The organism is Bradyrhizobium sp. BR 10261, assembly GCF_019455395.1.
Lineage (GTDB): Bacteria > Pseudomonadota > Alphaproteobacteria > Rhizobiales > Xanthobacteraceae > Bradyrhizobium > Bradyrhizobium manausense.
Window position 1 is genome coordinate 1 of the sequence record NZ_JACOFQ010000046.1, and the last position, 19704, is coordinate 19704.

Genomic DNA, 19704 nt, shown 5'->3' on the forward strand with positions numbered 1-19704 from the left:
GGCCGTGGGCGATGGTCTTGCCGCCGGGCATTTCCTTAGCCGCGCGCTCCTGATCGACATGGATCCACTGCTCGTCGCAAGTCGCCGCCGCGAACTGGTTGATGCGATCCTGCGACACCTCGACCCAGTCGCTGACGCCGATCTCGGTCCCGACGGCGGATTTGATGTCGTCGAAATCGCTGAATATTCGCATGGCCTCGCCTCGTCAGATCTTCATTTCCGGCACGGTTTCAGGGATCGCGAGCTCGGCTTCGGTCACCGCCAGGACCTCACCGACGGTGACGCCGGGAGCGGTTTCCAGCAGAGTGGCCTTGCCGTCGGGAAAGCCGATCACGGCCATGTCGGTCACGACCAGATCCACGGGCCGCGCCGAGGTCAGCGGCAGCGTGCATTTGGCGACGATCTTGGACTTGCCCTTGGCCGCATGCTGCATGGCGACGATGACGCGCTTGGCACCCGTCACGAGATCCATCGCGCCGCCCATGCCGGGCACCATCTTGCCCGGGATCATCCAGTTGGCGAGATGGCCGGAGCTATCGACCTGGAGGCCTCCGAGCACGGTCACGTCGACATGGCCGCCGCGGATCAGCCCGAACGACATCGCGCTGTCGAAGGTGGCCGCGCCCGGCAGCGCACTGATCGGACGGCCGCCGGCATCCGTGAGCGTCGGGTGCGCCATGCCTTGCTCCGGAATTGGGCCGGTGCCGATCAATCCGTTCTCGGATTGGAAGAACACTTTGAGATCGGATGGAACATAGTTTGCGACCAGCGTCGGGATTCCGATGCCGAGATTGACGAGATTACCGCTTCTCAGCTCCTTGGCGACGCGCCGGGCGATGATGATCTGCGGGTCCATGTGTCACCCGTTGGTGATGAGGTAGTCGACAAGCGGTGCCGGGGTCACGACGTGATCGGGTGCGATGACGCCGACCGGCACGATGTTCTCCGCGGTGACGATGACCGTGTCGGCGGCCATCGCCATGACGGGATTGAAATTGCGCGACGTCAACGCGTAGGCGAGGTTGCCGAGATAGTCGGCGAGGAATGCATGCACCAGCGCGAACTGCGCTCGCAGCGCGGTCTCCAGCAGGAATGGCTTACCGTGGACCTCGATCTCACGCTTGCCTTCAGCAACCAACGTGCCGACCCCGGTGGGGGTCAGAACCCCGCCGAGACCGCATCCGCCTGCGCGAATGCGCTCGACGAAGGTACCCTGCGGGACGAGATCGACGGCGATCTGGTTCGCCAGCATCTGTTGCTGCGCCTTGGGATTGAGGCCGATATGGGTGGCGGTCAAGCGGGCGACCAGCGCCGCATCGAACAGCTTGCCGACACCCTTTCCCGGGGTGGCTGCATCATTGCAAATCAGGGTCAGCCCGGTCTTCTTCTGCCGCACGAGCTCGTCGAGCAGGCGTTCCGGCGTTCCAACGCCCATGAATCCTCCGACCATGAGGCTTGCACCGGCAGGGATCATCGCAACTGCTTCTTCGATGGAAACGGCCTTCATCTATGGAACTCCGATCGCCGGAAGCGGACATGGTGATGGACTGATGTTCCGGGACGGCAGATTGCCATCGTTGATCTGCGTCAAGGCTTCCGATCATTCGCGTGGGTCGATGCCGATGCTTGCCAGCATCTCGCGCCAGAGCCTGCGCACCTCATTGTGCCGCTGCTCCAGCGCCGCGCTGACGGCATCGCGGAAGGGCAAGAGCTCAGGCCCTTTCAGGAACAGGATTTGCGCCTGGAGCAAGCGACCGCTCTCGAACTCGATGCGACGCAACGCCAGGACAAAGGGATCGGCCGGGCTGGCCTCGGTCGGCAGCAGCGCTGCCGGGCGGATGGCGGCGTGAACGGCGTGTGCCAGCGTGGCGAGATTGACTGATGGCGCAAGGCTGCGATCTCCAGTCAATGCGATTGGTGGAGGAAGCCAGGCCGTCTCCCATGAAGCGGCCATGTAGCCGAGGGCGATATCCGGCACCCAAGTGGTCGCGCGCTGGAGCAACGAGACGATCTCGGACTCGCGATAGAACTGCGCGTTCAATTCGGTCTGCCAGGCAGCCTCGATCCGTAGCGGCAGCGCCAGAGCAAACTGCCGCGCGAGCGCGCCATGGGCCGAGATCAGGAAGGCAGCCACGCGCGTCTGCTGCTGCGGCGGCACACGACCCTCAGCATCGAGCGGTCCGAGGAAGCCGCTCATGGCGAGGTCCTCTGCACGGGAATCGCGCGCAGATGGTCGTAGCCGGCCGGAAACGGCGAGAGCTCGCCGCCGGGCTCGCCGGGCGCGACCAAGACGGCCTTGTTGCCATGCCAGCGCCCGGCCAGCACGTCCTCCGCAAAACGCGCGAGCAGGTCTGCGGTGAGCGCTCCCTTCTCGAGGGTGAAGGCGTGATAGGCCTCCGGAATGATCACCAGTGCACTGTCGGGAATTTCGACGCGAAGCGTCTCGTGCAGGGAGCGGGGAGTCAGGAAGTCGAATTCGCCATTCAGGATCATGGTCGGGACGGCGATGGACGAGAGCTGCGAGGTGATCGGATGGAAGTCCAGAAAGGACTCCATCAGGTTTTGCAGGGCATAGACGTCGTTGACGAGCCAACCCTGCCGCTTGACGCCGTCGAGCTTGTCCAGCAGCGGCTTCAGCCACCGGTCAGACAGGTTCATTGGCAGCAGCAGGTCCTGCAGGTAGCTGGTGCCGCCGAGGACGAGACCGGTACGCAGCGCGTTGCCGATCAAGAGCAGCTGCGGCGACAGCTCGGCAAAACAGCTCATCGGCACCAGCCCGGACAGACGCTCGCCGTGTTCGATGGCATAGCGCAGCGCAATCAGACCGCCGAAGCTGATACCGCTGAGGAACACGGGTCCGTCGCCGAGCGTGCTGATCAGTCGGTGGAGCACGGCGACATGATCGTCCTGATTGATGAACAGCGCCGGCTTGTCCGAGACGCCCTGGCCAAGCAGGTCGAATGTGGCGACGCGAAAGTGCCGGGCCAGCAGCGCATCACGATAGGCCGCCCACAGCTCGGCATATTGCGTCAACCCATTTACCAGCACATAGGTGGGGGCGTCTGCCGGTCCGTCCAGCTCATAGCGGATCCGGTACGAGCCATGACTGAGGAAGGGCATTGCGTTCGCCAGCAGTTTTCGACTGCGCGATCCTTCATCCGGCGGGCCGCATTCCATTGAGTTAGATCAAAGCTCGCCCGATCTAGCTGTCTAGCGTCCCATCAAAATGCAAGGGAGGAGTGCGCCATCATGATCGGGAATGGATACGTAAGACGCAGCGTCGTCGGCCTCGTCGTCCTGCTCGTCGGCACGTCGCTCGCAGTTGCACAACCTTTCACGCGGCGTTCGTCGCAAGTGCAACATGATGGGTTGAAGAAGACCTACGAGATCGCCAACTTCAAGATTGGCGGCAAGTATGATCTGTCCGACCCTTCGAAATTTGAGTTCGGCGGCGAGGGCGGCGTCACGCTGGAATCGCTCGGTGCGGGCAAGCTGCACACCAGCTACATCGCGATCGGCAACGCGCGGCGCAATGCGCAGGGCGAAATTACCAATGCCGTCGTCGTCAATTCCTACTATTCCGGCGACTCCACCGACATGTATGAGCAGTGGGTCAAAGGGGCGCCACTCTCGGGCGGCGTCCCGATCATCGGACCAGGCCGGCCGATCGACACCGATCGCTATTACGTCATCATGGTCGATCCGCTCGGCACCTGGGGCGCCAGCAAGCCGTCCGAGGGTCTCGGCATCAAGTTTCCGCAATACAGCTACTACGACATGGTGCAGGCAAACTATCGCCTGCTCCGCGACGAGCTGAAGGTCGCGCGCGTTGCGCTCGTGACCGGCGTCTCCATGGGCGGTACGCAGACCTATGTCTGGGGCGTGATGCATCCGGAATATGTCAGTGCGCTGATGCCGATCGGCGGGACAACGCAGTCCGATGGCGACGACCCCGTCGGCAACTGGACCTTCCAGATGATGACAGCCGCGATCCAGGGCGATCCGGTCTGGCAGGCGACCAAGGGCGACTATTACAACCTGCCCAAGGAGAAACATCCGGTGCCGGGCGTCGCGTTCGGCTGGTCGATCCTGGGCATGACGGGTTACGATTTTGCCTATCGCACGACGCAGAACTGGAAGGCCGTCCAGCCTGAAATCTTCTACTGGGATCCGCCGAACGAGAAGGCGGGCCTGAACGTCACCAATCGTGCCAAGCTCTATGACGCCGTCGATCTCGTCTTGCGCAACCGGGTCGGCGAGACCCACAACATCAATCCGTATCTAGGCCGTATCCAGGCGCGCACGCTGGTGATGCACATCACCAACGACCTCTGGCTCAATTTCAAGCTGGCACAGAAGGCGGTCGATCGCGTGCCGGGGGCGGACCTGATCGCGCAGGAAAGTCCGGTCGCCCATTACGGCGTATTTCCGATCATCAACCAGCGCAAGAACGATCCGAAATTCGTCGCTTTCATGGACGACGTGGCGGCGCTCGATCGTGCTCAGCTGTTCGTCGACAAGAATTATCGAGTTCCTGGAGTCGCCGAGAAGATCGATCCGGGCAAATCCTTCTGGAAGGACTTCGTCACCTATCCCTATCCGGTGAAATACGCCAACGCCAAGGATAAGACCGGCAATACCTGGCAGATCGGCTACATGGATGAGTATGCCGGCACCGACAAGGACCCGAAGGTCCTCGTCATCATCCATGGCAAGGGCGCCTTCGGCGGGCACTACGGCAACATCATGCAATATGCGCTGCGGAGCGGCCTGCGCGTGATCGTGCCTGATTTGCCGGGCTACGGCATGTCAGGGCCGGGCAATCTCGACAAGAGCCCGGCGCGCACCATGCAGGACATGCGCGAGACCATCTACGATCTGGTCGTCAACCAGCTCGGCGTCAAGAAGGCCTATTATCTCGGCCACTCGCTCGGGGGCCAGTTCGTCGTGGGCTATGCGCTGACCTGGCCGGACGCGGTGCAGGGCCTGGCGCTCGAAGCGCCGTCGGGTCTCGAGGAATATCCGCGCGACATCACCATCGCGAAGGACAAGAAGGCACCTTTGTTCCAGCCGGGCCTCGGCCGCGACTTCGACAAGTGGAAGCAGATCTGGGACCAGACCGGCATTCTGGCCGCGGAGAAGGCCCGTGACGAGCAGGGCATTCGCGACTTCTTCTACTTCAAAAAGCGTGATCCTGACACCGGCGTGGTGTCGGCGGCGAAGAGCGGCTACTTCTTCAGCGACAGCGAATATGCCCGCTTCCATACCGAACAGCGCGTCGGGCTCACCAAGGGCAATCCGAAAGAGCTCGAGCAATGGTGCAACGTCTTCATCTTCGACATCTACACGATCGGATCAGAGCTCCAGCAGGATGATCCGAAGAATCTTTACGAGCGGGTCACGCTGATCAAGGCGCCGATTTTCCTGGCGTTCGGCGACAAGGAGCCGTTCATCCCGACGCCCGCTTTCAACGGGCTGACCGATCTCGGACGCGACGTCATCACGCCCTTCATGACGCGCATGACCAATGTCGGAAACCGGCCGATCCTCAAGATCTACCCGGAAACCGGACACTTCATCCACACCGACAATCCGGTGGAGTATTCGGCCGATGTCGTCGACTTCGTGACCAGGGGACGAGTGGATACGTCATCGCCACTTGGCACCGACCGCATGATCAAGGGCGCCGTCGCCTCGGCCATCCCCGTGGCGCCGACACCGCCTGGCGCGGCTCCGACGGCAGGGTTGAACAAATAGGATGATCTGATGCCGCGGGTGCAGGCGGGTGAAGTCCAGCTTGGCTGGCGGGAGTGGGGGCAGGGCGACGTCACCGTCGTCTTCATCCACGGCAATCTCGCCAGCAAGGACTGGATCGAGCTCGCCGCACCGCTGTTTCCATCCGGTCTTCGCGTCATCGGCATCGACTGGCGCGGCTGCGGCGACAGCGACCGTCCCAAGGCCACGGCGGATTATTCCAATTACTCCATGCAGCAGCATGCCGACGACATGCTCGCCGCGCTCGATACGCTGGGCATTGGCTATTGCCATCTTGCCACGCATTCGACCGGCGGCATCATTGCGGCGCGCATGCTGCTGGCCCAGCCGCAGCGCTTTGGCCGCGTGTTCGCGCTCGATCCGGTGACGCCGCTCGGCATGGTCTTCAATGCCGATCAGATCGGCCTGTTTCGGGCGATGATGGCGAGCAAGGAATTGACGCGGAGGATCATGGCGACCGCGGCTTCCTCGCTGTTCGTGCCCGACAGCCTGGCGCCGAACGCCGTGCCTCGCTTCCGCGAGGGCCTGGGCGACATCCAGACCTTGTTCGACCGCATCATCGACCAGACCTTTGACGTCTCGGAAGGCATCTGGATCGGGACGCCGATCAATCTGACGCGGGAGAAAGAAAGCCGTGAGCTCGAGCGCCGTATGCAGGAGCTGCGGCATCCCCATCTGGTGCTGTGGGGCGAATGGGACGGCTGGATCCCGCCGGCCGACTTACGCACGATGGCAGAAGCGATGCCGGACTGCCGCCTCGTGGTCGTGCCCCGCATCGGGCATTCGATGAACCTGGAAATGCCGGCGCTTTATGCCGGCTATTTCGGTGCCTGCTTCGGCGGACTTGCCGCATAACCAAGGGAGTGACGCATGGCAGAAATCAACAAGCTCTCGGTCGAAAAGACGATCGAGAAGCTGCGCGGCGCCGAGCAGCGGATATCCAGGGATCAGCGGCTCGAGGCAAAGACCGACGAGCTGAATGAGGAGATCAGGCGCATGAGGGCTCAGCGAAAACGCCTCGATCGGCCCAAGCAGGATTGAGCTGGCAGCGCGGGGGATGTCCTCCGGGGTATTGACCTGCGCTGGCCGCCGGTCCCGCGGCCCGCGGCGGACTGCGGACGGAGCCGGTTCCAGCGCAGCTGCCGGCGAGGGCACCCACAGAGAGAAGCTCTCGAATCCCGACCTCCCGTTTTGGGAAATCGTGGCCAAAAGAAGAAGTTGAATTCGGTAAACTGCTGAGATCGCGTGGCTATTTGACACTGTCGCGTCTCAGCAACAATGTGGTAGGAATACATCAGTCTCCGCCCAACGCGGACCCACGTTTTCAGCACCATTGCCGGAATGACCAGCGCAGACACCTCGGCCGCATCCTTTGACACGGCCCCAGCCGAAGAGCCCCGGCGCTGGTCCGCGCGCCGCTGGCTGGCACCATTTGCGGTGGCCCTGGCGCTACTCTCGGCGCTCCTGACTTTCCTGGTCCTGACCGGTCTGGCCAAGATCGAGCCGACGCCGGAAGTGGTGCGCTCGTTCTACCTGATCAATGCCGGCACGATTTTGCTGCTGGTCGGCATCATTGTCCGAGAGCTCTGGCAGCTGATCCTGGCCCGGCGGCGGGGAAGGGCGGCGGCGCGCCTTCATGTCCAGATCGTCAGCCTGTTCTCGATCGTTGCCGTGCTGCCGGCGGTGCTGGTCGCCGTCGTCGCCAACGTCACCATCGAGCGCGGTCTCGATCGGCTGTTCTCGGGACCCACCAAGGAAGTGATCCAGAACTCGCTGACGATCGCGCGGGCTTACATGAACGACCATGCCCAGCTGATCCAGGGCGACATTCTTGGAATGGCGAACGACATAGCTCACGCGCGGCCGCTCTATGATCAGGATCGGCGGTCGTTCCGCGAAATTCTGACGGCCAGCGCCGCGTCCCGCAACTTGCCGGGCGCGATGATCATCGACAAGAGCACCAACATCCTGGAATCCGCCGACACCGGCATGCGGCTGACCTATTCGCCGCCCGCGCCGGAATTCCTCAGCAACGTCAAAGAGACCGAGCCGGAAATCGCGATCCTTCCGGACGCAAGCTCCGTGGCTGCCGTGATCCGCCTGCGCGCCTTCAACGATACGTTCCTGTATGTCGCCCGTCCGCTCGACCCGAACGTGGTCAGTCAGGTCAACCAGACGGAGATCAGCGTCGCCGAATACGCCCAGATCGAGTCGCGCCGGCTCGGCATCCAGGTCGCGTTCGCGCTGATGTTCGCGGTGATCGCGCTGACCATCCTGATGGCTTCCGTGCTGATCGGCCTCAACTTCGCCAACTCGCTGGTGGCACCGATCCGGCGGCTGATGAATGCGGCCCACACCGTGTCGACCGGCGACCTTCATGTGAAGGTACCCGTGCATCAGTCCGAAGGTGACCTCGCGCAACTCGGCGAGACCTTCAACAAGATGACGCAGGAATTGCGCAGCCAGCGCGACGAGCTCGTCAATGCCAGCGACCTGATCGACAGCCGCCGCCGCTTCATCGAGGCGGTGCTGTCCTCGGCCAGCGCCGGCATCATCGGCGTCGACACCTCGGGCAGCGTCGGCATCCTCAACCGCTCCGCCGAGAAGCTGATCGGGCATTCCGAGGCCGAGACGCTCGGCCATCCGCTCTCCGACGTGCTGCCCGAGCTCGACGAGATGATGAAGGCGTCGCGGGAAGGCACCCAGCGCCTGGTGCAGGGCCAGATCACGATCACGCGCGACGGCACCGAGCGCAATCTTTCGGTCCGAGTCAGCGCCGAGAAGAACCAGCCGCACGACAGCTACATCATCACGCTCGACGACATCACCGAGCTGGTCTCGGCGCAGCGCACCTCGGCCTGGGGCGATGTCGCCCGCCGCATCGCCCACGAGATCAAGAACCCGCTGACGCCGATCCAGCTCTCGGCCGAGCGCATCCGCCGCAAGTTCGGCAAGGATATCACCGAGGCCAAGGACAAGCAGATCTTCGACCAATGCACCGACACCATCGTGCGCCAGGTCGACGACATCAGGCGCATGGTCGACGAATTCTCGCGCTTTGCGCGGATGCCAAAACCCGTGATGGAAGGCGAGGATGTCGCCGACACCGTGCGGCAGGCCGTGTTCCTGATGAAGGTCGCCCATCCCGAGCTCGATATCGAGGCCGAGTTCAAGGAAGATCCGCTGCGCGCCCAGTTCGACCGCCGGCTGATCTCGCAGGCGGTCACCAACATCATCAAAAACGCCACCGAGGCGATCGAGCAGGTCCCGACGGAAGAGCTTGGCAAAGGCCGCATCGACGTCGTGGTGTCGCGCGAGGGCGACGACGTCTTGATCGACATCATCGACAACGGCATCGGCCTGCCCAAGGTTGCGCGCTCGCGGCTGCTCGAGCCCTATGTGACGACGCGGGCCAAGGGCACCGGCCTTGGCCTTGCCATCGTCGGCCGCGTGCTGGAAGACCATGGCGGCCGCATCGAGCTGAAGGACGCCTCCGACTTCCGCGAAGGCCAGCGCGGCGCCTGGATGCGCATGCGCTTTGCGATCTCCGGACAAGCCAAGAAGGCCGAAGGTGCCGAGCCCGGAGCCGCGGTGACGGACACCGCCAAGGGCGCAACCACGCCCGAAATCAGGGAAACGGCCCCAAATTCCGCCAAGGACTCTGCTACGGCGCAGGCAACAAAAGAGCCAGCGGCCGAAACCAAAGACCCGGCTGAAAAGACCAATGATTCAACGAAAATCGAAGCCTCAACAGGCAGCTGAGAAGACAGGCGCGACCCATGGCAAGTGAAATTCTGATTGTCGATGATGAGGCCGATATTCGGGATCTCGTTGCGGGCATCCTCGAAGACGAGGGTTTTGTCACGCGGACCGCGCGCGACAGCGACTCGGCACTGGCCGAGATCGCCAACCGGCGGCCGCATCTGGTGTTCCTCGACATCTGGCTGCAGGGCTCCAAGCTCGACGGCCTGCAGCTCCTGGAGCAGGTCAAGAAGGACAATGCCGATCTGCCAGTGGTGATGATCTCCGGTCACGGCAACATCGAGACCGCCGTCGCCGCAATCAAGCGCGGCGCCTATGATTTCATCGAGAAGCCTTTCAAGGCCGACCGTCTCATTCTGGTCGCCACCAGGGCGCTGGAAAACTCGCGCCTCAAGCGCGAGGTCAAGGAGCTGAAGCAGCTCGCGCCGAGCGCAAGCTCGCTGGTCGGCCGCTCGCCGAGCATGAACCAGCTGCGCCAGACCATCGAGCGCGCCGCCAAGGCCAACAGCCGCATCCTGATCGTCGGCCCCGCCGGCGCCGGCAAGGAATTGACCGCGCGCACGCTGCATATGGCCTCGGGCCGCGCCGACGGCCCCTTCGTGGTCATCAACGCCGCGGCGATCACGCCGGAGCGCATGGAGCACGAGCTGTTCGGCGTCGAGCAGTCCAACGGCGAGCATCCGCGCAAGCCCGGTGCGCTGGAAGAGGCCCATGGCGGCACGCTGTTCATCGACGAGATCGCGGACATGCCGCGCGAGACCCAGAACAAGATTCTGCGCGTGCTGGTCGAGCAGTCGTTCCAGCGCGTCGGCGGCACCGCCAAGGTGCAGGTCGACGTCCGCATCATCTCCTCGACCGCGCGCAACCTCGAAGAGGAGATCGCGGCCGGCCATTTCCGCGAGGACCTCTATCACCGGCTCTCGGTGGTGCCGATTCGCGTGCCCGCGCTGTCGGAGCGGCGCGAGGACATTCCTGAATTGATCGACTATTTCATGGAGCAGATCTCGGCCGGCAGCGGCCTGCCGAAGCGGCAGATCGGCCAGGACGCGATGGCGGTGCTGCAATCACATGTCTGGCCGGGCAATGTGCGTCAGCTCCGCAACAACGTTGAGCGAGTCATGATTCTGGCCGCGGGCGGGCCGGAGGTGATCATCACCGCCGACATGCTGCCCCAGGACGTTGGCTCGATGGTACCGGCGATGCCGACCAGCAACAATGGCGAGCACATCATGGGCCTGCCGCTGCGCGAGGCGCGTGAAGTGTTCGAGCGCGACTATTTGATTGCCCAGATCAGCCGTTTCTCAGGAAATATTTCTCGCACGGCCGAGTTTGTTGGCATGGAACGGTCGGCGCTACACCGGAAGTTGAAGGCGCTCGGGGTCGGCTAAGCTCGACGCCACGGCCGATATCTGGGAAAAATCATCTATTTCCGTAGTTTTTCGGAGAAATAGGCCGCGTCGTGCCGCGCGAAGCGGCTTGCCTAAAATGTCCACCTGTCCTCTAATCCACCAGCCGTTCCTCCGAGGGGGATCTCACGAGGAGCGGCAACCGGAGGAAGGCCCAATTTTGAAAACAGGGTCGCTTCCGGTGCAATAAAAAGAAACTCAAAGCGAGAAAAAAACAATGGCGGCAGACCGCGCACAAAACCTACAGGACACCTTCCTCAATCACGTTCGCAAAACCAAAACGCCACTGACGATCTTTCTGGTCAACGGAGTGAAGCTCCAGGGCATCGTGACCTGGTTCGATAATTTCTGTTTGCTGCTTCGGCGCGACGGTCATTCGCAGCTGGTCTACAAGCACGCGATCTCGACCATCATGCCAGGCGCTCCGATCCAGCTGTTCGAAGGCGGCGAGGATCAGCCGGCTTGAGAGTGATCTGATTGGAACCCCGGAATTTTGACGGGGAGGCCGACCGTCCGCGGTCGGCCGGGGCTAAGCAAACGGGGCGGGTGCTTGTCGTCGGCCCCTATTTGCGAGCGCGCGCGGGAAGTGCCGACGCGCAATCGGAGAATCATGTTCAGCGCGACGCGGAGGCCCGGCTCGATGAAGCCACAGGCCTCGCGCGCGCGATCGACCTCGTCATTGCCGATGCGATCATCGCGCCGATCAGCCAGATCCGGCCTGCGACCTATATCGGCAAGGGCAAGGTCGAGGAGATCGCCGCGCTTGCCAAGAGCCTCGACGTCGAGCTCGTGGTGATGGATTGCGCGCTGGCACCGATCCAGCAGCGCAATCTCGAGAAGGAATTGCACGCGAAGGTGCTCGACCGCACCGGACTCATTCTCGAGATCTTCGGCCGCCGCGCCAAGACCAAGGAGGGCGCGCTCCAGGTCGAGCTCGCCCATCTCAATTATCAGCGCTCGCGCCTGGTGCGATCCTGGACCCATCTCGAACGCCAGCGTGGCGGCTTCGGTTTCATGGGCGGCCCCGGCGAGACCCAGATCGAGGCCGACCGCCGCCTGATCCAGGAGCGCATCACCAAGCTCGAAAGCGAGCTGAAGAAGGTGCAGGCGACGCGCCGCTTGCATCGCGCCGGCCGCCAGCGCGTGCCGTATCGGGTCGTTGCGCTGGTCGGCTACACCAATGCCGGCAAGTCGACGCTGTTCAACCGCCTGACGCGTGCCGACGTGCAGGCTGCCGACATGCTGTTCGCCACGCTCGATCCGACCCTGCGTGCGCTCAACCTGCCGCATGGCGGCAAGGCCATGCTGTCGGACACGGTCGGCTTCATCTCCAATTTGCCGACGCAGCTCGTCGCGGCCTTCCGCGCCACGCTGGAGGAGGTGCTGGAGGCCGATGTCATCCTGCACGTGCGCGACATCTCGCATGAAGACGCCGAGGCCCAGCAGAGCGACGTCGACGCCGTGCTGCGCCAGCTCGGCATCAATCCTGATGACTCAGGCCGCATCATCGAGGTCTGGAACAAGATCGACCGCTACGACGCAGAGCAGCGGGAAGAGCTTCTGAATATCGCCGCGCGCCGGCCGGAAGATCATCCCGCGATGCTGGTCTCGGCCGTGTCAGGCGAGGGGATCGACGCGCTGCTCGCCGCGATCGAAGAACGGCTCGCCGCCAAGCGCACCACGCTCGATCTCTCCATCGACGCCGCCGACGGCGCCGGGATCAGCTGGCTGCACCGCAATTCCGAGGTGCTGGCCAAGGAGCTGCACGACGGCCGCTTCGACATGACCGTGCGGGTGGACGAGACGAAGCGGGACATCGTGGTGAACAGGTTCGATGCGGTGCCACGTCTTTCCGCGTAACGAGCCTCGCTTCGTAGCCCGGATGGAGCGTAGCGAAATCCGGGATTCCACAACGCAAAAACGACCCGGATTGCGCTTCGCTCCATCCGGGCTACGGGATTCGCGCTTGTGATACTGGCTTGTCGTCATCCTTCGCCGCATTCCACAGCGCATCCATCTCCTCGAGCGAGGCCTGCTCCAGCGTGCGCCCCTGCGCTTCCAGCGCCCGCTCGATATAGGCAAAGCGCTTTTCGAATTTCGCGTTGGTCGCGCGCAGCGCGGCTTCCGGATCGGCGTCGACGTGGCGGGCGAGGTTGACGAGGGCGAACATGAGGTCGCCGGTCTCCTCTGCAATCTCCTGCTTGTCGTCGCGGTCGAGCGCGGCCTCGATCTCGTCCGCTTCCTCGCGAATCTTTTGCAGCACCGCGCGCGGATCGTTCCAGTCGAAGCCGACGGTGGAGGCCTTGCGCTGCAGCTCCATCGCGCGCGTCAGCGCGGGCTGGCCGGCTTTCACGGCCGAGAGCAGCGATTTGTGTTTCGGCGCAGCTTCCGGCGGCCGGCGGGCGGCGCGCTCGGCTTTCTCCTCGGCCTTGATGCGGTCCCAGACCTCCTTGACGTGATGCGGGGCGAGATTGCCGTCCTTGTCGGCGAAGACATGGGGATGGCGCCGGATCATTTTTCGCGTGATGGCTTCGACGACGTCTCCAAAGGAAAACGCGTTCTGCTCTGAGGCCATCTGGGCGTGGAACACCACCTGCAACAGGAGGTCGCCGAGCTCCTCGCGGAGATCGTCGAGATCGTTGCGCTCGATGGCGTCGACCACCTCATAGGCTTCCTCGATCGTGTAGGGCGCGATGGTCGAAAAATCCTGCTCGAGGTCCCAGGGGCAGCCGGTGACCGGCGTACGCAGCGCCGCCATGATCTCGATCAGGCGGGAAATGTCGCGGGAAGGGGTCATTGCGGGGCACCGGAACGGGGGATGATCTGGGCTTTATGCCAAAACCATCCGCTCGATCACAGCGGAACAGACCGGGTTGAGTCCGATTTCCACCGCCCCGCTGCAACTAGGCATGGTCCGACCGATATCGAAGAATGAGCATGCGAATGAACACCGCCGCGCAAAGGCCGAAAAAGGCGATGGCAGCGAACCCGAGCAGCCTCTCGTCTGGTTTGGCAAGCACTAATAGCCCACCCAGAGCGAGCACCAGGGAACTGACGGTCAGCAGCCAGAGCACGCCCTCACGATGAGCACCGGCCTGGGAGATCATGCTTTCTTGAAAGGACAGTCGTTCGTCGGCTACATCCAGCCGCCGCAACAAAAACCACATCCAGAACCCGTAGAATCCGATTAAGGCAATCACCAAGCTTACGCCAAGAGCCCAGGCTCGAAACAAGCTGGGCACGAGGATGAACGCGAACGTAGCCACCATGTAGGCTTTCACCTGCGTTCGGTGGCGCCGATAATCGTTCTCCGAAGGAAGGACGTATCCGCGGCCCAGCGTCCCCCACGGAAAAAACAGCCGGCGACCGTCCTCCGTGGTCTTGAAGCTGCCGCTGGTCACCGCTTCAAAATAGCCCATGTCGACGTCCATCCATTTCATCGTGTGGCAACCCTTCCACGCTACCAGAGCGAGCATGTGACGGCAACTGGATGGAGCCGTTCGGCGCGAACGCCGTCGAGTGATCTTGCATTGATGACGCGGGCGAAGTCGACTACCTGAGGCCCATGAGCGACGCATTTTCATCCCAAACCGCCCTTGTGCTGTTCTCCGGCGGCCAGGATTCCACCACCTGCCTTGCCTGGGCGCTGAGCGGCTTCGCGCGCGTGGAGACGCTGGGGTTCGAATACGGTCAGCGCCACGCCGTCGAGCTCGACTGCCGTGAACGACTGTTCGACGGCATCAGGGGCCTGCGCGCCGATTGGGCCGCAAAGCTAGGCGAGAGCCATACGCTGTCGATCCCGACGCTGGCGGCCGTGTCCGAGACCGCGCTGACGCGTGACGTCGCGATCGCGATGGGCGCCGACGGCCTGCCGAACACCTTTGTGCCCGGCCGAAATCTCGTGTTCCTGACTTTCGCCGCTGCGCTGGCCTATCGTCGCGGCATCAGCCACATCGTCGGCGGCATGTGCGAGACCGACTATTCCGGTTATCCCGACTGCCGCGACGAGACCATTCGGGCAATGCAATCTGCGCTGTCGCTCGGCATGGCCCGGCAGTTCGAGCTGCACACGCCGCTGATGTGGATCGACAAGGCGGCGACGTGGAAGCTCGCGCATGACCTCGGTGGCGACGCGCTGGTCGATCTGATCCGCGAGCAGTCGCACACCTGCTATCTCGGCGAACGCGGCGCCCAGCACGATTGGGGGTACGGCTGCGGCGAGTGCCCGGCTTGTTCGCTGCGGGCAAAGGGGTGGCGGGAGTTTGTCGCGGGGCGCTAGCCGAGGAAATGGTGTCATCGCCCGCGCAGGCGGGCGATCCAGTATTCCAGAGGCGGTGCTTGAGCCGAGCGATAGCGGCGTTCTGGATTCCCCGCCTTCGCGGGGAATGACAGCGGAGGGCTCGGCGCGAGCGTGCCAATCGCAACTAACCAAAATCCTCGGGCCTCAGCTCGATCGGCCTACCATGCGGCGTGCGATCCGCGGCGTGATCCCAGGCGTCGCGATAGCGGTGCAGTGTGTCCATCGACGCGACGCCCTTGCTCGCGACGAGGCCCTCCAGCGTGGCGAGCCAGTGCAGATAGTAGGTCTCGCCCGTATCAGGGTCGCCCGCTTCCTGCGCGCGCTTGATCTCGGAGGCCAGGGCTGCCGCCCATTCCGGCCAGGTGAACACGCCGCGATCATGCAGGCTCAAGGCCATGGCAAAGGCCTGCGCTTCCCAGGGCGCGCGGAACACCGGGCCGTCGTCATCGCGCGGAATGCTTGGAATCGCCGCGGTCGCGGCGGCAGCAGCTTCACTGCTCATCAGGCCGGGTCCAGATAGGGCTCGAAGGCGTCGATCGAGACCTTCAGGGTCGGATCGCCGTCCTCCCCCCAGAGATCGCGCCCGTCGAACACGACGGTATAGAGCCATTGCGGGTTCTCGCCGCGCTCCATCGCCGCCGTGTCAGGGAACACCTGGCAGCCGTGGTTGAGCTCGACCACGCCGACATGGCCGCGGACATAGCGCGGCAGCCGCGTATGCGTGGTCGGATGAATGTTCTTGGCACGCACGCGGTCGCCGATGTTGAATTTGGCGGGCGCAGGCGCTGGGCGCGCAAATTGGCCACGTACCATGATGCGCTCGACCTGACCCAGATCGAACTTGCCGTGCTTGAGCGCCTTGGCGGGCTGCATCGCATGGCCGGCGGCGACCTCCTCGCGGGTGAGGTAGCCCTTCTCGATCAGCATCTCCTCAAGGCCGAGGAACCACTTCTTGTAGTAGGAGCTGGAGAGGTAGATATGCGGCGGGATCGTCTCGCGATAGAAGCGCGAGGTGTCGATGTTGAAGGCGCCGGCCGCGCCCATCGCGCGCACCATCGCCAGCACCCGGGACTCCCATTCTTCATGGAAGACAGGCTCGTTCGGCTCGGGCTCGACCTTTCCAAAGCCATCCATGCCGCCCATGTCGTGCACGCCGTTCACGACGGAGCTCCTGGCGTCCTGGGGAAGCCGGTGCCGATCATGGAGTCGCGGGTCACGAGCTCGGCAAGCTGCTCCTCGCTCCAGCCTTCCGTGCCCGCGGGGCGCATCGGCAGCACCAGGAAGCGCGTCTCGGCGGTGGAATCCCATACCCTGATCTCAATGTCCTTGGGCACACTCACGCCGAAATCGGCCAGCACGCCGCGCGGATCCTTCACGGCGCGCGAGCGGTAGGGCGAAGCCTTGTACCAGACCGGCGGCAACCCCAGCATTTCCCAGGGGTAGCAGGAGCACAGCGTGCACACGACCATGTTGTGGCGCGTGGCTGTGTTCTCGACCACGACGAGATGATCGCCGACGCGACTGACATGGCCGAGCGTGCCGATCGCCTTGCTGCCATCCTCCAGCAGCGCCTGTTTGAACGCCGGATCGGTCCAGGCCTTGGCGACGACGCGCGCGCCATTATGCGGGCCGATCTTGGTCTCGTAGGCCTGGATGATGGCGTCGAGCGCAGCCGGCTCGACATAGCCTTTCTCGGTCAGGACAGTCTCGAGCGCGCGCACGCGCAGCTCGGTCTCGGACAGTTCCGAATGGTCGTGATCGTGATCGTGGTGATGCTCGCTCATGGCGCGAAGATAGTCCCAGAATCCGGACCTTGTCGAGGCGAAGACTCTGCTAACATCGCGCCATGGGCTGGGTTGCGCGAACTGGAGAAACCGCCGCAATTGCGGCTCTTGTCGCATTCGGCGCGCAGGATGCGCGCGCGGCGAATGGCGCCTATGCGGTGGATGCCGCCGACATCTCCGAGGTCGGCTCCTGCAAGGTGGAAAGCTGGATGTCGGCCGCCGCCAACACCGATTTCCTGGCGGTCGCCAATCCCTCCTGCGTCGTCGATCCCTTCAGGCCGATTGAGCTGAGCATGCAGACCGTCCGGGCCCGCAGCGCTGGCGACTGGAGCACGACGGTTGCGCCGAAAGCCAAGACGAACTTCATCCCGACTGGGATCGGGCGGTGGGGACTGTCGGCCTATGGCGGTGGATCGTTCGATGCGGCGACCGGTGAGGCGCTGTCCGCCTTTGCCGTCATTCCCGCGACTTATCGTCTGTCGGAGACGATGCGCGTCAACGTCACCGGCGGCTGGCTCTGGGATGGCACGGTCGATCGCCACTATCTGACCTACGGCATCGGCTTCGACTGGAAGTTCACCGACACGCTGCAGTGGACGATCGAGGCCTTTGGCCAGGCCGGTGCCGCCGATACCGCGAGCGTGGTGCAGCCGCGCTTTCAGACCGGCGTGCGCTACCGGCCCAACGAGATATTCTCCGTCGACGTGATCTACGGCCGCAACATCACCGGCGAGAACGCCAACTGGATCACGATCGGGACCACCATCCGCTTTCCGGTCCGCGACGGTGCGCCTGAGCACCGGCGCACCGGGCATTTGTGAGGCCCGCTGGCAAAATCGGGCGCCGGGACCGCAGAACTCGCGTCAGGCCATTGATCACGCCGCAGACAGTCCGTATACGCCGCGCAGGGACCAAAAGCGGCCCCGCCAATGGGCCGGCACACGCGACGAAATGACAGGGGAGGGCTCATGACCGCGGACACGCAGGCACCTGGGGCGAAAGGCTTTCGCTGGAGGTTGATCGTACCGCTGGTGGTCTGGCTGGCGATCTATCTGTGGCCGGTGCCAGCGGGTCTCAACGTCAATCAGTGGCACTATTTTGCGGTCTTCGCCGCTGTTATCACCGGGCTGATCCTGGAATCGATGCCGGTTGGCGCAGTCGGCCTGATCGGGCTGACGGTCGCGGGCGTCGCCGGCTATATCGATCCCGATCCCGGCAAATCGCTGCGTTGGATGCTGGCGGGCTTTGCCGAGAGCACGGTGTGGCTGATCGTCGGCGCCTTCGTGTTCTCGATTGGCTATCGCAAGAGCCAGCTCGGCCGGCGCATCGCGCTGGTGCTGGTGCGGCGCCTCGGCACCAACACGCTCGGGCTCGGTTATGCGGTTGCGATGTCGGACTTCCTGCTGGCGCCGGCAACGCCCTCCAACACCGCACGCAGCGGCGGCATCGTCTATCCCATCATCAGCAACATCCCGCGCATCTACGGTTCCGAGCCGGGACCGACCGCCGGCAAGATCGGCACCTATGTGATGTGGACCGCGTTCGCGGCAACCGCGATCACGAGCTCGCTGTTCTTCACGGCGCTGGCGCCGAACGCGGCCGCGCTGGCGATCGCCAAGAAGACGGTTGGTGTCGACGTGAGCTGGGGCCAATGGTTCATCGGCTTTGCGCCGCTCGGCATTCTCCTGATGGTCCTCGTTCCGCTGCTCAGCTATCTGATCTGCCGTCCGGAGGTGAAGCGCAGTCCTGAGATCTCGGAATGGGCCGCGAAAGAGCTCGCAGAGATGGGCCCGATGTCGCGCAACGAGTGGATCATGCTGGTGCTGATCGTGCTCGCGATGTTCCTGTGGATCGCAGGCTCCAGTCCGGACATTCACATCCCCGTGCTCGGCTCGAACTTCGTCAACGCCACGACCGTCGTGTTCATCGTGATCTCGCTGATGCTGGTCACCGGCGTGATCGAATTTGCCGACATCGTCAGCGAGAAGAGCGCGTGGGAGGTATTCTTCTATTTCACCTCGCTATTGACGCTGGCCTCCGGCCTCAACGAGATCGGCTTCATCAAATGGTTCGCCAATGAATTCGCAAAGCCGCTGATAGGGCTCTCGCCGTCGACCGCGATGATCCTGCTGGTCGCGCTGTTCTTCTGGATCCACTATTTCTTCTCGAGCATCACCTCGCACGCGGCGGCCGTGCTGCCCGTCGTGCTCGCGGTCGGCACCGGCATTCCCGGTCTGCCGGTGACGACGCTCGCCATGCTCTGCATGTATTCGCTCGGCCTCATGGGCGTGATCTCGCCCTACGCCACCGGGCCGGCGCCGATGTATTACGGCAGCGGCTATATCGGGAAGGGCCAGTTCTGGGGCTTTGGCCTGATCTTCGGGGTGCTCTATTTCGCCGGGCTATTGGTCATCGTGCTGCCCTGGCTGGCCATGGTCCGGTGAGCTTCCCCGCAGACTGATACCCCTCGGCAGGAGAATTTTCTTCCCCTGCGAGGGATTGGGGAAACTTCGCCCAATCTCCCGCAAATATCTGAAATTGCAAGAAAGACTGGAAAAGGCGATGGTCTGCTGCAACGCAGCGTCGCCACCGGGCGCCTGCTTTGGTTCCACCCATCCGTCGCTTGGATCGCGACTTGGCCCCGCGTGCGCCTTTCGGGCGAGCGGGCTAAATATCC

20 protein-coding genes are annotated in these 19704 nt (G+C 63.5%); 10 read left to right on the top strand and 10 right to left on the bottom strand.

Annotated features, from left to right (window positions below; all coding sequences use genetic code 11):
* The 5 genes from HYH07_RS33770 to HYH07_RS33790 form a co-directional block, all read right to left on the bottom strand.
* Positions 1–193 (bottom strand): MaoC/PaaZ C-terminal domain-containing protein (locus HYH07_RS33770; protein ID WP_283842861.1); only part of this gene is annotated, 193 nt, incomplete at its 3' end.
* A gap of 12 nt (positions 194–205) precedes the next feature.
* Positions 206–856, bottom strand: coding sequence for a 3-oxoacid CoA-transferase subunit B (locus HYH07_RS33775; RefSeq protein WP_220006515.1), 651 nt, complete (start codon positions 854–856; stop codon positions 206–208).
* A gap of 3 nt (positions 857–859) precedes the next feature.
* Positions 860–1507, bottom strand: coding sequence for a CoA transferase subunit A (locus HYH07_RS33780; RefSeq protein ID WP_220006516.1), 648 nt, complete (start codon positions 1505–1507; stop codon positions 860–862).
* A gap of 93 nt (positions 1508–1600) precedes the next feature.
* Entirely contained in the window at positions 1601–2197 is a 597-nt protein-coding gene (locus HYH07_RS33785; protein WP_220006517.1) for a hypothetical protein, read from the bottom strand.
* A complete protein-coding gene (locus HYH07_RS33790; RefSeq protein ID WP_220006518.1) occupies positions 2194–3120 on the bottom strand; it encodes an alpha/beta fold hydrolase in 927 nt (308 codons plus the stop codon). The genes HYH07_RS33785 and HYH07_RS33790 overlap by 4 nt, the downstream gene beginning before the upstream one ends.
* A 129-nt stretch (positions 3121–3249) precedes the next feature.
* Here HYH07_RS33790 and HYH07_RS33795 point away from each other — a divergent pair, with 129 nt between their 5' ends.
* The 7 genes from HYH07_RS33795 (at position 3250) to hflX (ending at position 12803) form a co-directional block, all read left to right on the top strand.
* Complete coding sequence (locus tag HYH07_RS33795; RefSeq protein ID WP_220006519.1) at positions 3250–5757, top strand: alpha/beta hydrolase; 2508 nt, start codon at positions 3250–3252, stop codon at positions 5755–5757.
* Positions 5758–5766: 9 nt separating this feature from the next.
* Positions 5767–6630, top strand: coding sequence for an alpha/beta fold hydrolase (locus HYH07_RS33800; protein WP_220006520.1), 864 nt, complete (start codon positions 5767–5769; stop codon positions 6628–6630).
* Positions 6631–6645: 15 nt separating this feature from the next.
* The gene (locus HYH07_RS33805) at positions 6646–6816 is read left to right on the top strand and encodes a hypothetical protein (RefSeq protein WP_220006521.1); all 171 of its coding nucleotides are present in this window, start codon (positions 6646–6648) and stop codon (positions 6814–6816) included.
* A 300-nt stretch (positions 6817–7116) separates the two neighbouring features.
* The gene (locus HYH07_RS33810; protein ID WP_220006522.1) at positions 7117–9537 is read left to right on the top strand and encodes a PAS domain-containing sensor histidine kinase; all 2421 of its coding nucleotides are present in this window, start codon (positions 7117–7119) and stop codon (positions 9535–9537) included.
* A gap of 17 nt (positions 9538–9554) precedes the next feature.
* The gene (locus HYH07_RS33815; RefSeq protein ID WP_057754991.1) at positions 9555–10925 is read left to right on the top strand and encodes a sigma-54 dependent transcriptional regulator; all 1371 of its coding nucleotides are present in this window, start codon (positions 9555–9557) and stop codon (positions 10923–10925) included.
* Between the two features lie 235 nt (positions 10926–11160).
* Positions 11161–11409, top strand: a complete 249-nt coding sequence (gene hfq / locus HYH07_RS33820) for an RNA chaperone Hfq (RefSeq protein WP_007591126.1) — start codon at positions 11161–11163, stop codon at positions 11407–11409.
* Between the two features lie 11 nt (positions 11410–11420).
* Positions 11421–12803: a GTPase HflX gene (gene hflX / locus HYH07_RS33825; RefSeq protein WP_220006523.1), complete on the top strand. Its 1383-nt coding sequence runs from the start codon at positions 11421–11423 to the stop codon at positions 12801–12803.
* Between the two features lie 91 nt (positions 12804–12894).
* Here the strand turns inward: hflX and mazG are convergent, their stop codons facing one another.
* Both mazG and HYH07_RS33835 read right to left on the bottom strand, forming a co-directional pair.
* Positions 12895–13740, bottom strand: a complete 846-nt coding sequence (gene mazG, locus HYH07_RS33830) for a nucleoside triphosphate pyrophosphohydrolase (protein WP_220006524.1) — start codon at positions 13738–13740, stop codon at positions 12895–12897.
* 106 nt (positions 13741–13846) lie between these two features.
* Entirely contained in the window at positions 13847–14374 is a 528-nt protein-coding gene (locus HYH07_RS33835) for a hypothetical protein (protein WP_220006525.1), read from the bottom strand.
* A gap of 134 nt (positions 14375–14508) precedes the next feature.
* On the opposite strand from HYH07_RS33835, the gene queC reads away from it, so the two are divergent.
* Positions 14509–15222 carry a 7-cyano-7-deazaguanine synthase QueC gene (gene queC, locus HYH07_RS33840; RefSeq protein WP_220006526.1) on the top strand — a complete coding sequence of 238 codons (714 nt, stop codon included), beginning with the start codon at positions 14509–14511 and terminating at the stop codon, positions 15220–15222.
* Positions 15223–15367: 145 nt separating this feature from the next.
* Here the strand turns inward: queC and HYH07_RS33845 are convergent, their stop codons facing one another.
* From HYH07_RS33845 to nthA, 3 genes are read right to left on the bottom strand one after another with little or no spacing between them, the layout of a single operon-like run.
* Positions 15368–15745: a nitrile hydratase accessory protein gene (locus tag HYH07_RS33845; protein WP_220006527.1), complete on the bottom strand. Its 378-nt coding sequence runs from the start codon at positions 15743–15745 to the stop codon at positions 15368–15370.
* Complete coding sequence (nthB, locus tag HYH07_RS33850; RefSeq protein WP_220006528.1) at positions 15745–16404, bottom strand: nitrile hydratase subunit beta; 660 nt, start codon at positions 16402–16404, stop codon at positions 15745–15747. The genes HYH07_RS33845 and nthB overlap by 1 nt, the downstream gene beginning before the upstream one ends.
* The gene (gene nthA, locus HYH07_RS33855; RefSeq protein WP_220006529.1) at positions 16401–17027 is read right to left on the bottom strand and encodes a nitrile hydratase subunit alpha; all 627 of its coding nucleotides are present in this window, start codon (positions 17025–17027) and stop codon (positions 16401–16403) included. The genes nthB and nthA overlap by 4 nt, the downstream gene beginning before the upstream one ends.
* 62 nt (positions 17028–17089) lie before the next feature.
* Here nthA and HYH07_RS33860 point away from each other — a divergent pair, with 62 nt between their 5' ends.
* Both HYH07_RS33860 and HYH07_RS33865 read left to right on the top strand, forming a co-directional pair.
* The gene (locus HYH07_RS33860; protein ID WP_220006530.1) at positions 17090–17848 is read left to right on the top strand and encodes a hypothetical protein; all 759 of its coding nucleotides are present in this window, start codon (positions 17090–17092) and stop codon (positions 17846–17848) included.
* A 147-nt stretch (positions 17849–17995) separates the two neighbouring features.
* Complete coding sequence (locus HYH07_RS33865) at positions 17996–19471, top strand: DASS family sodium-coupled anion symporter (protein ID WP_220006531.1); 1476 nt, start codon at positions 17996–17998, stop codon at positions 19469–19471.
* Positions 19472–19704 lie beyond the last annotated feature (233 nt).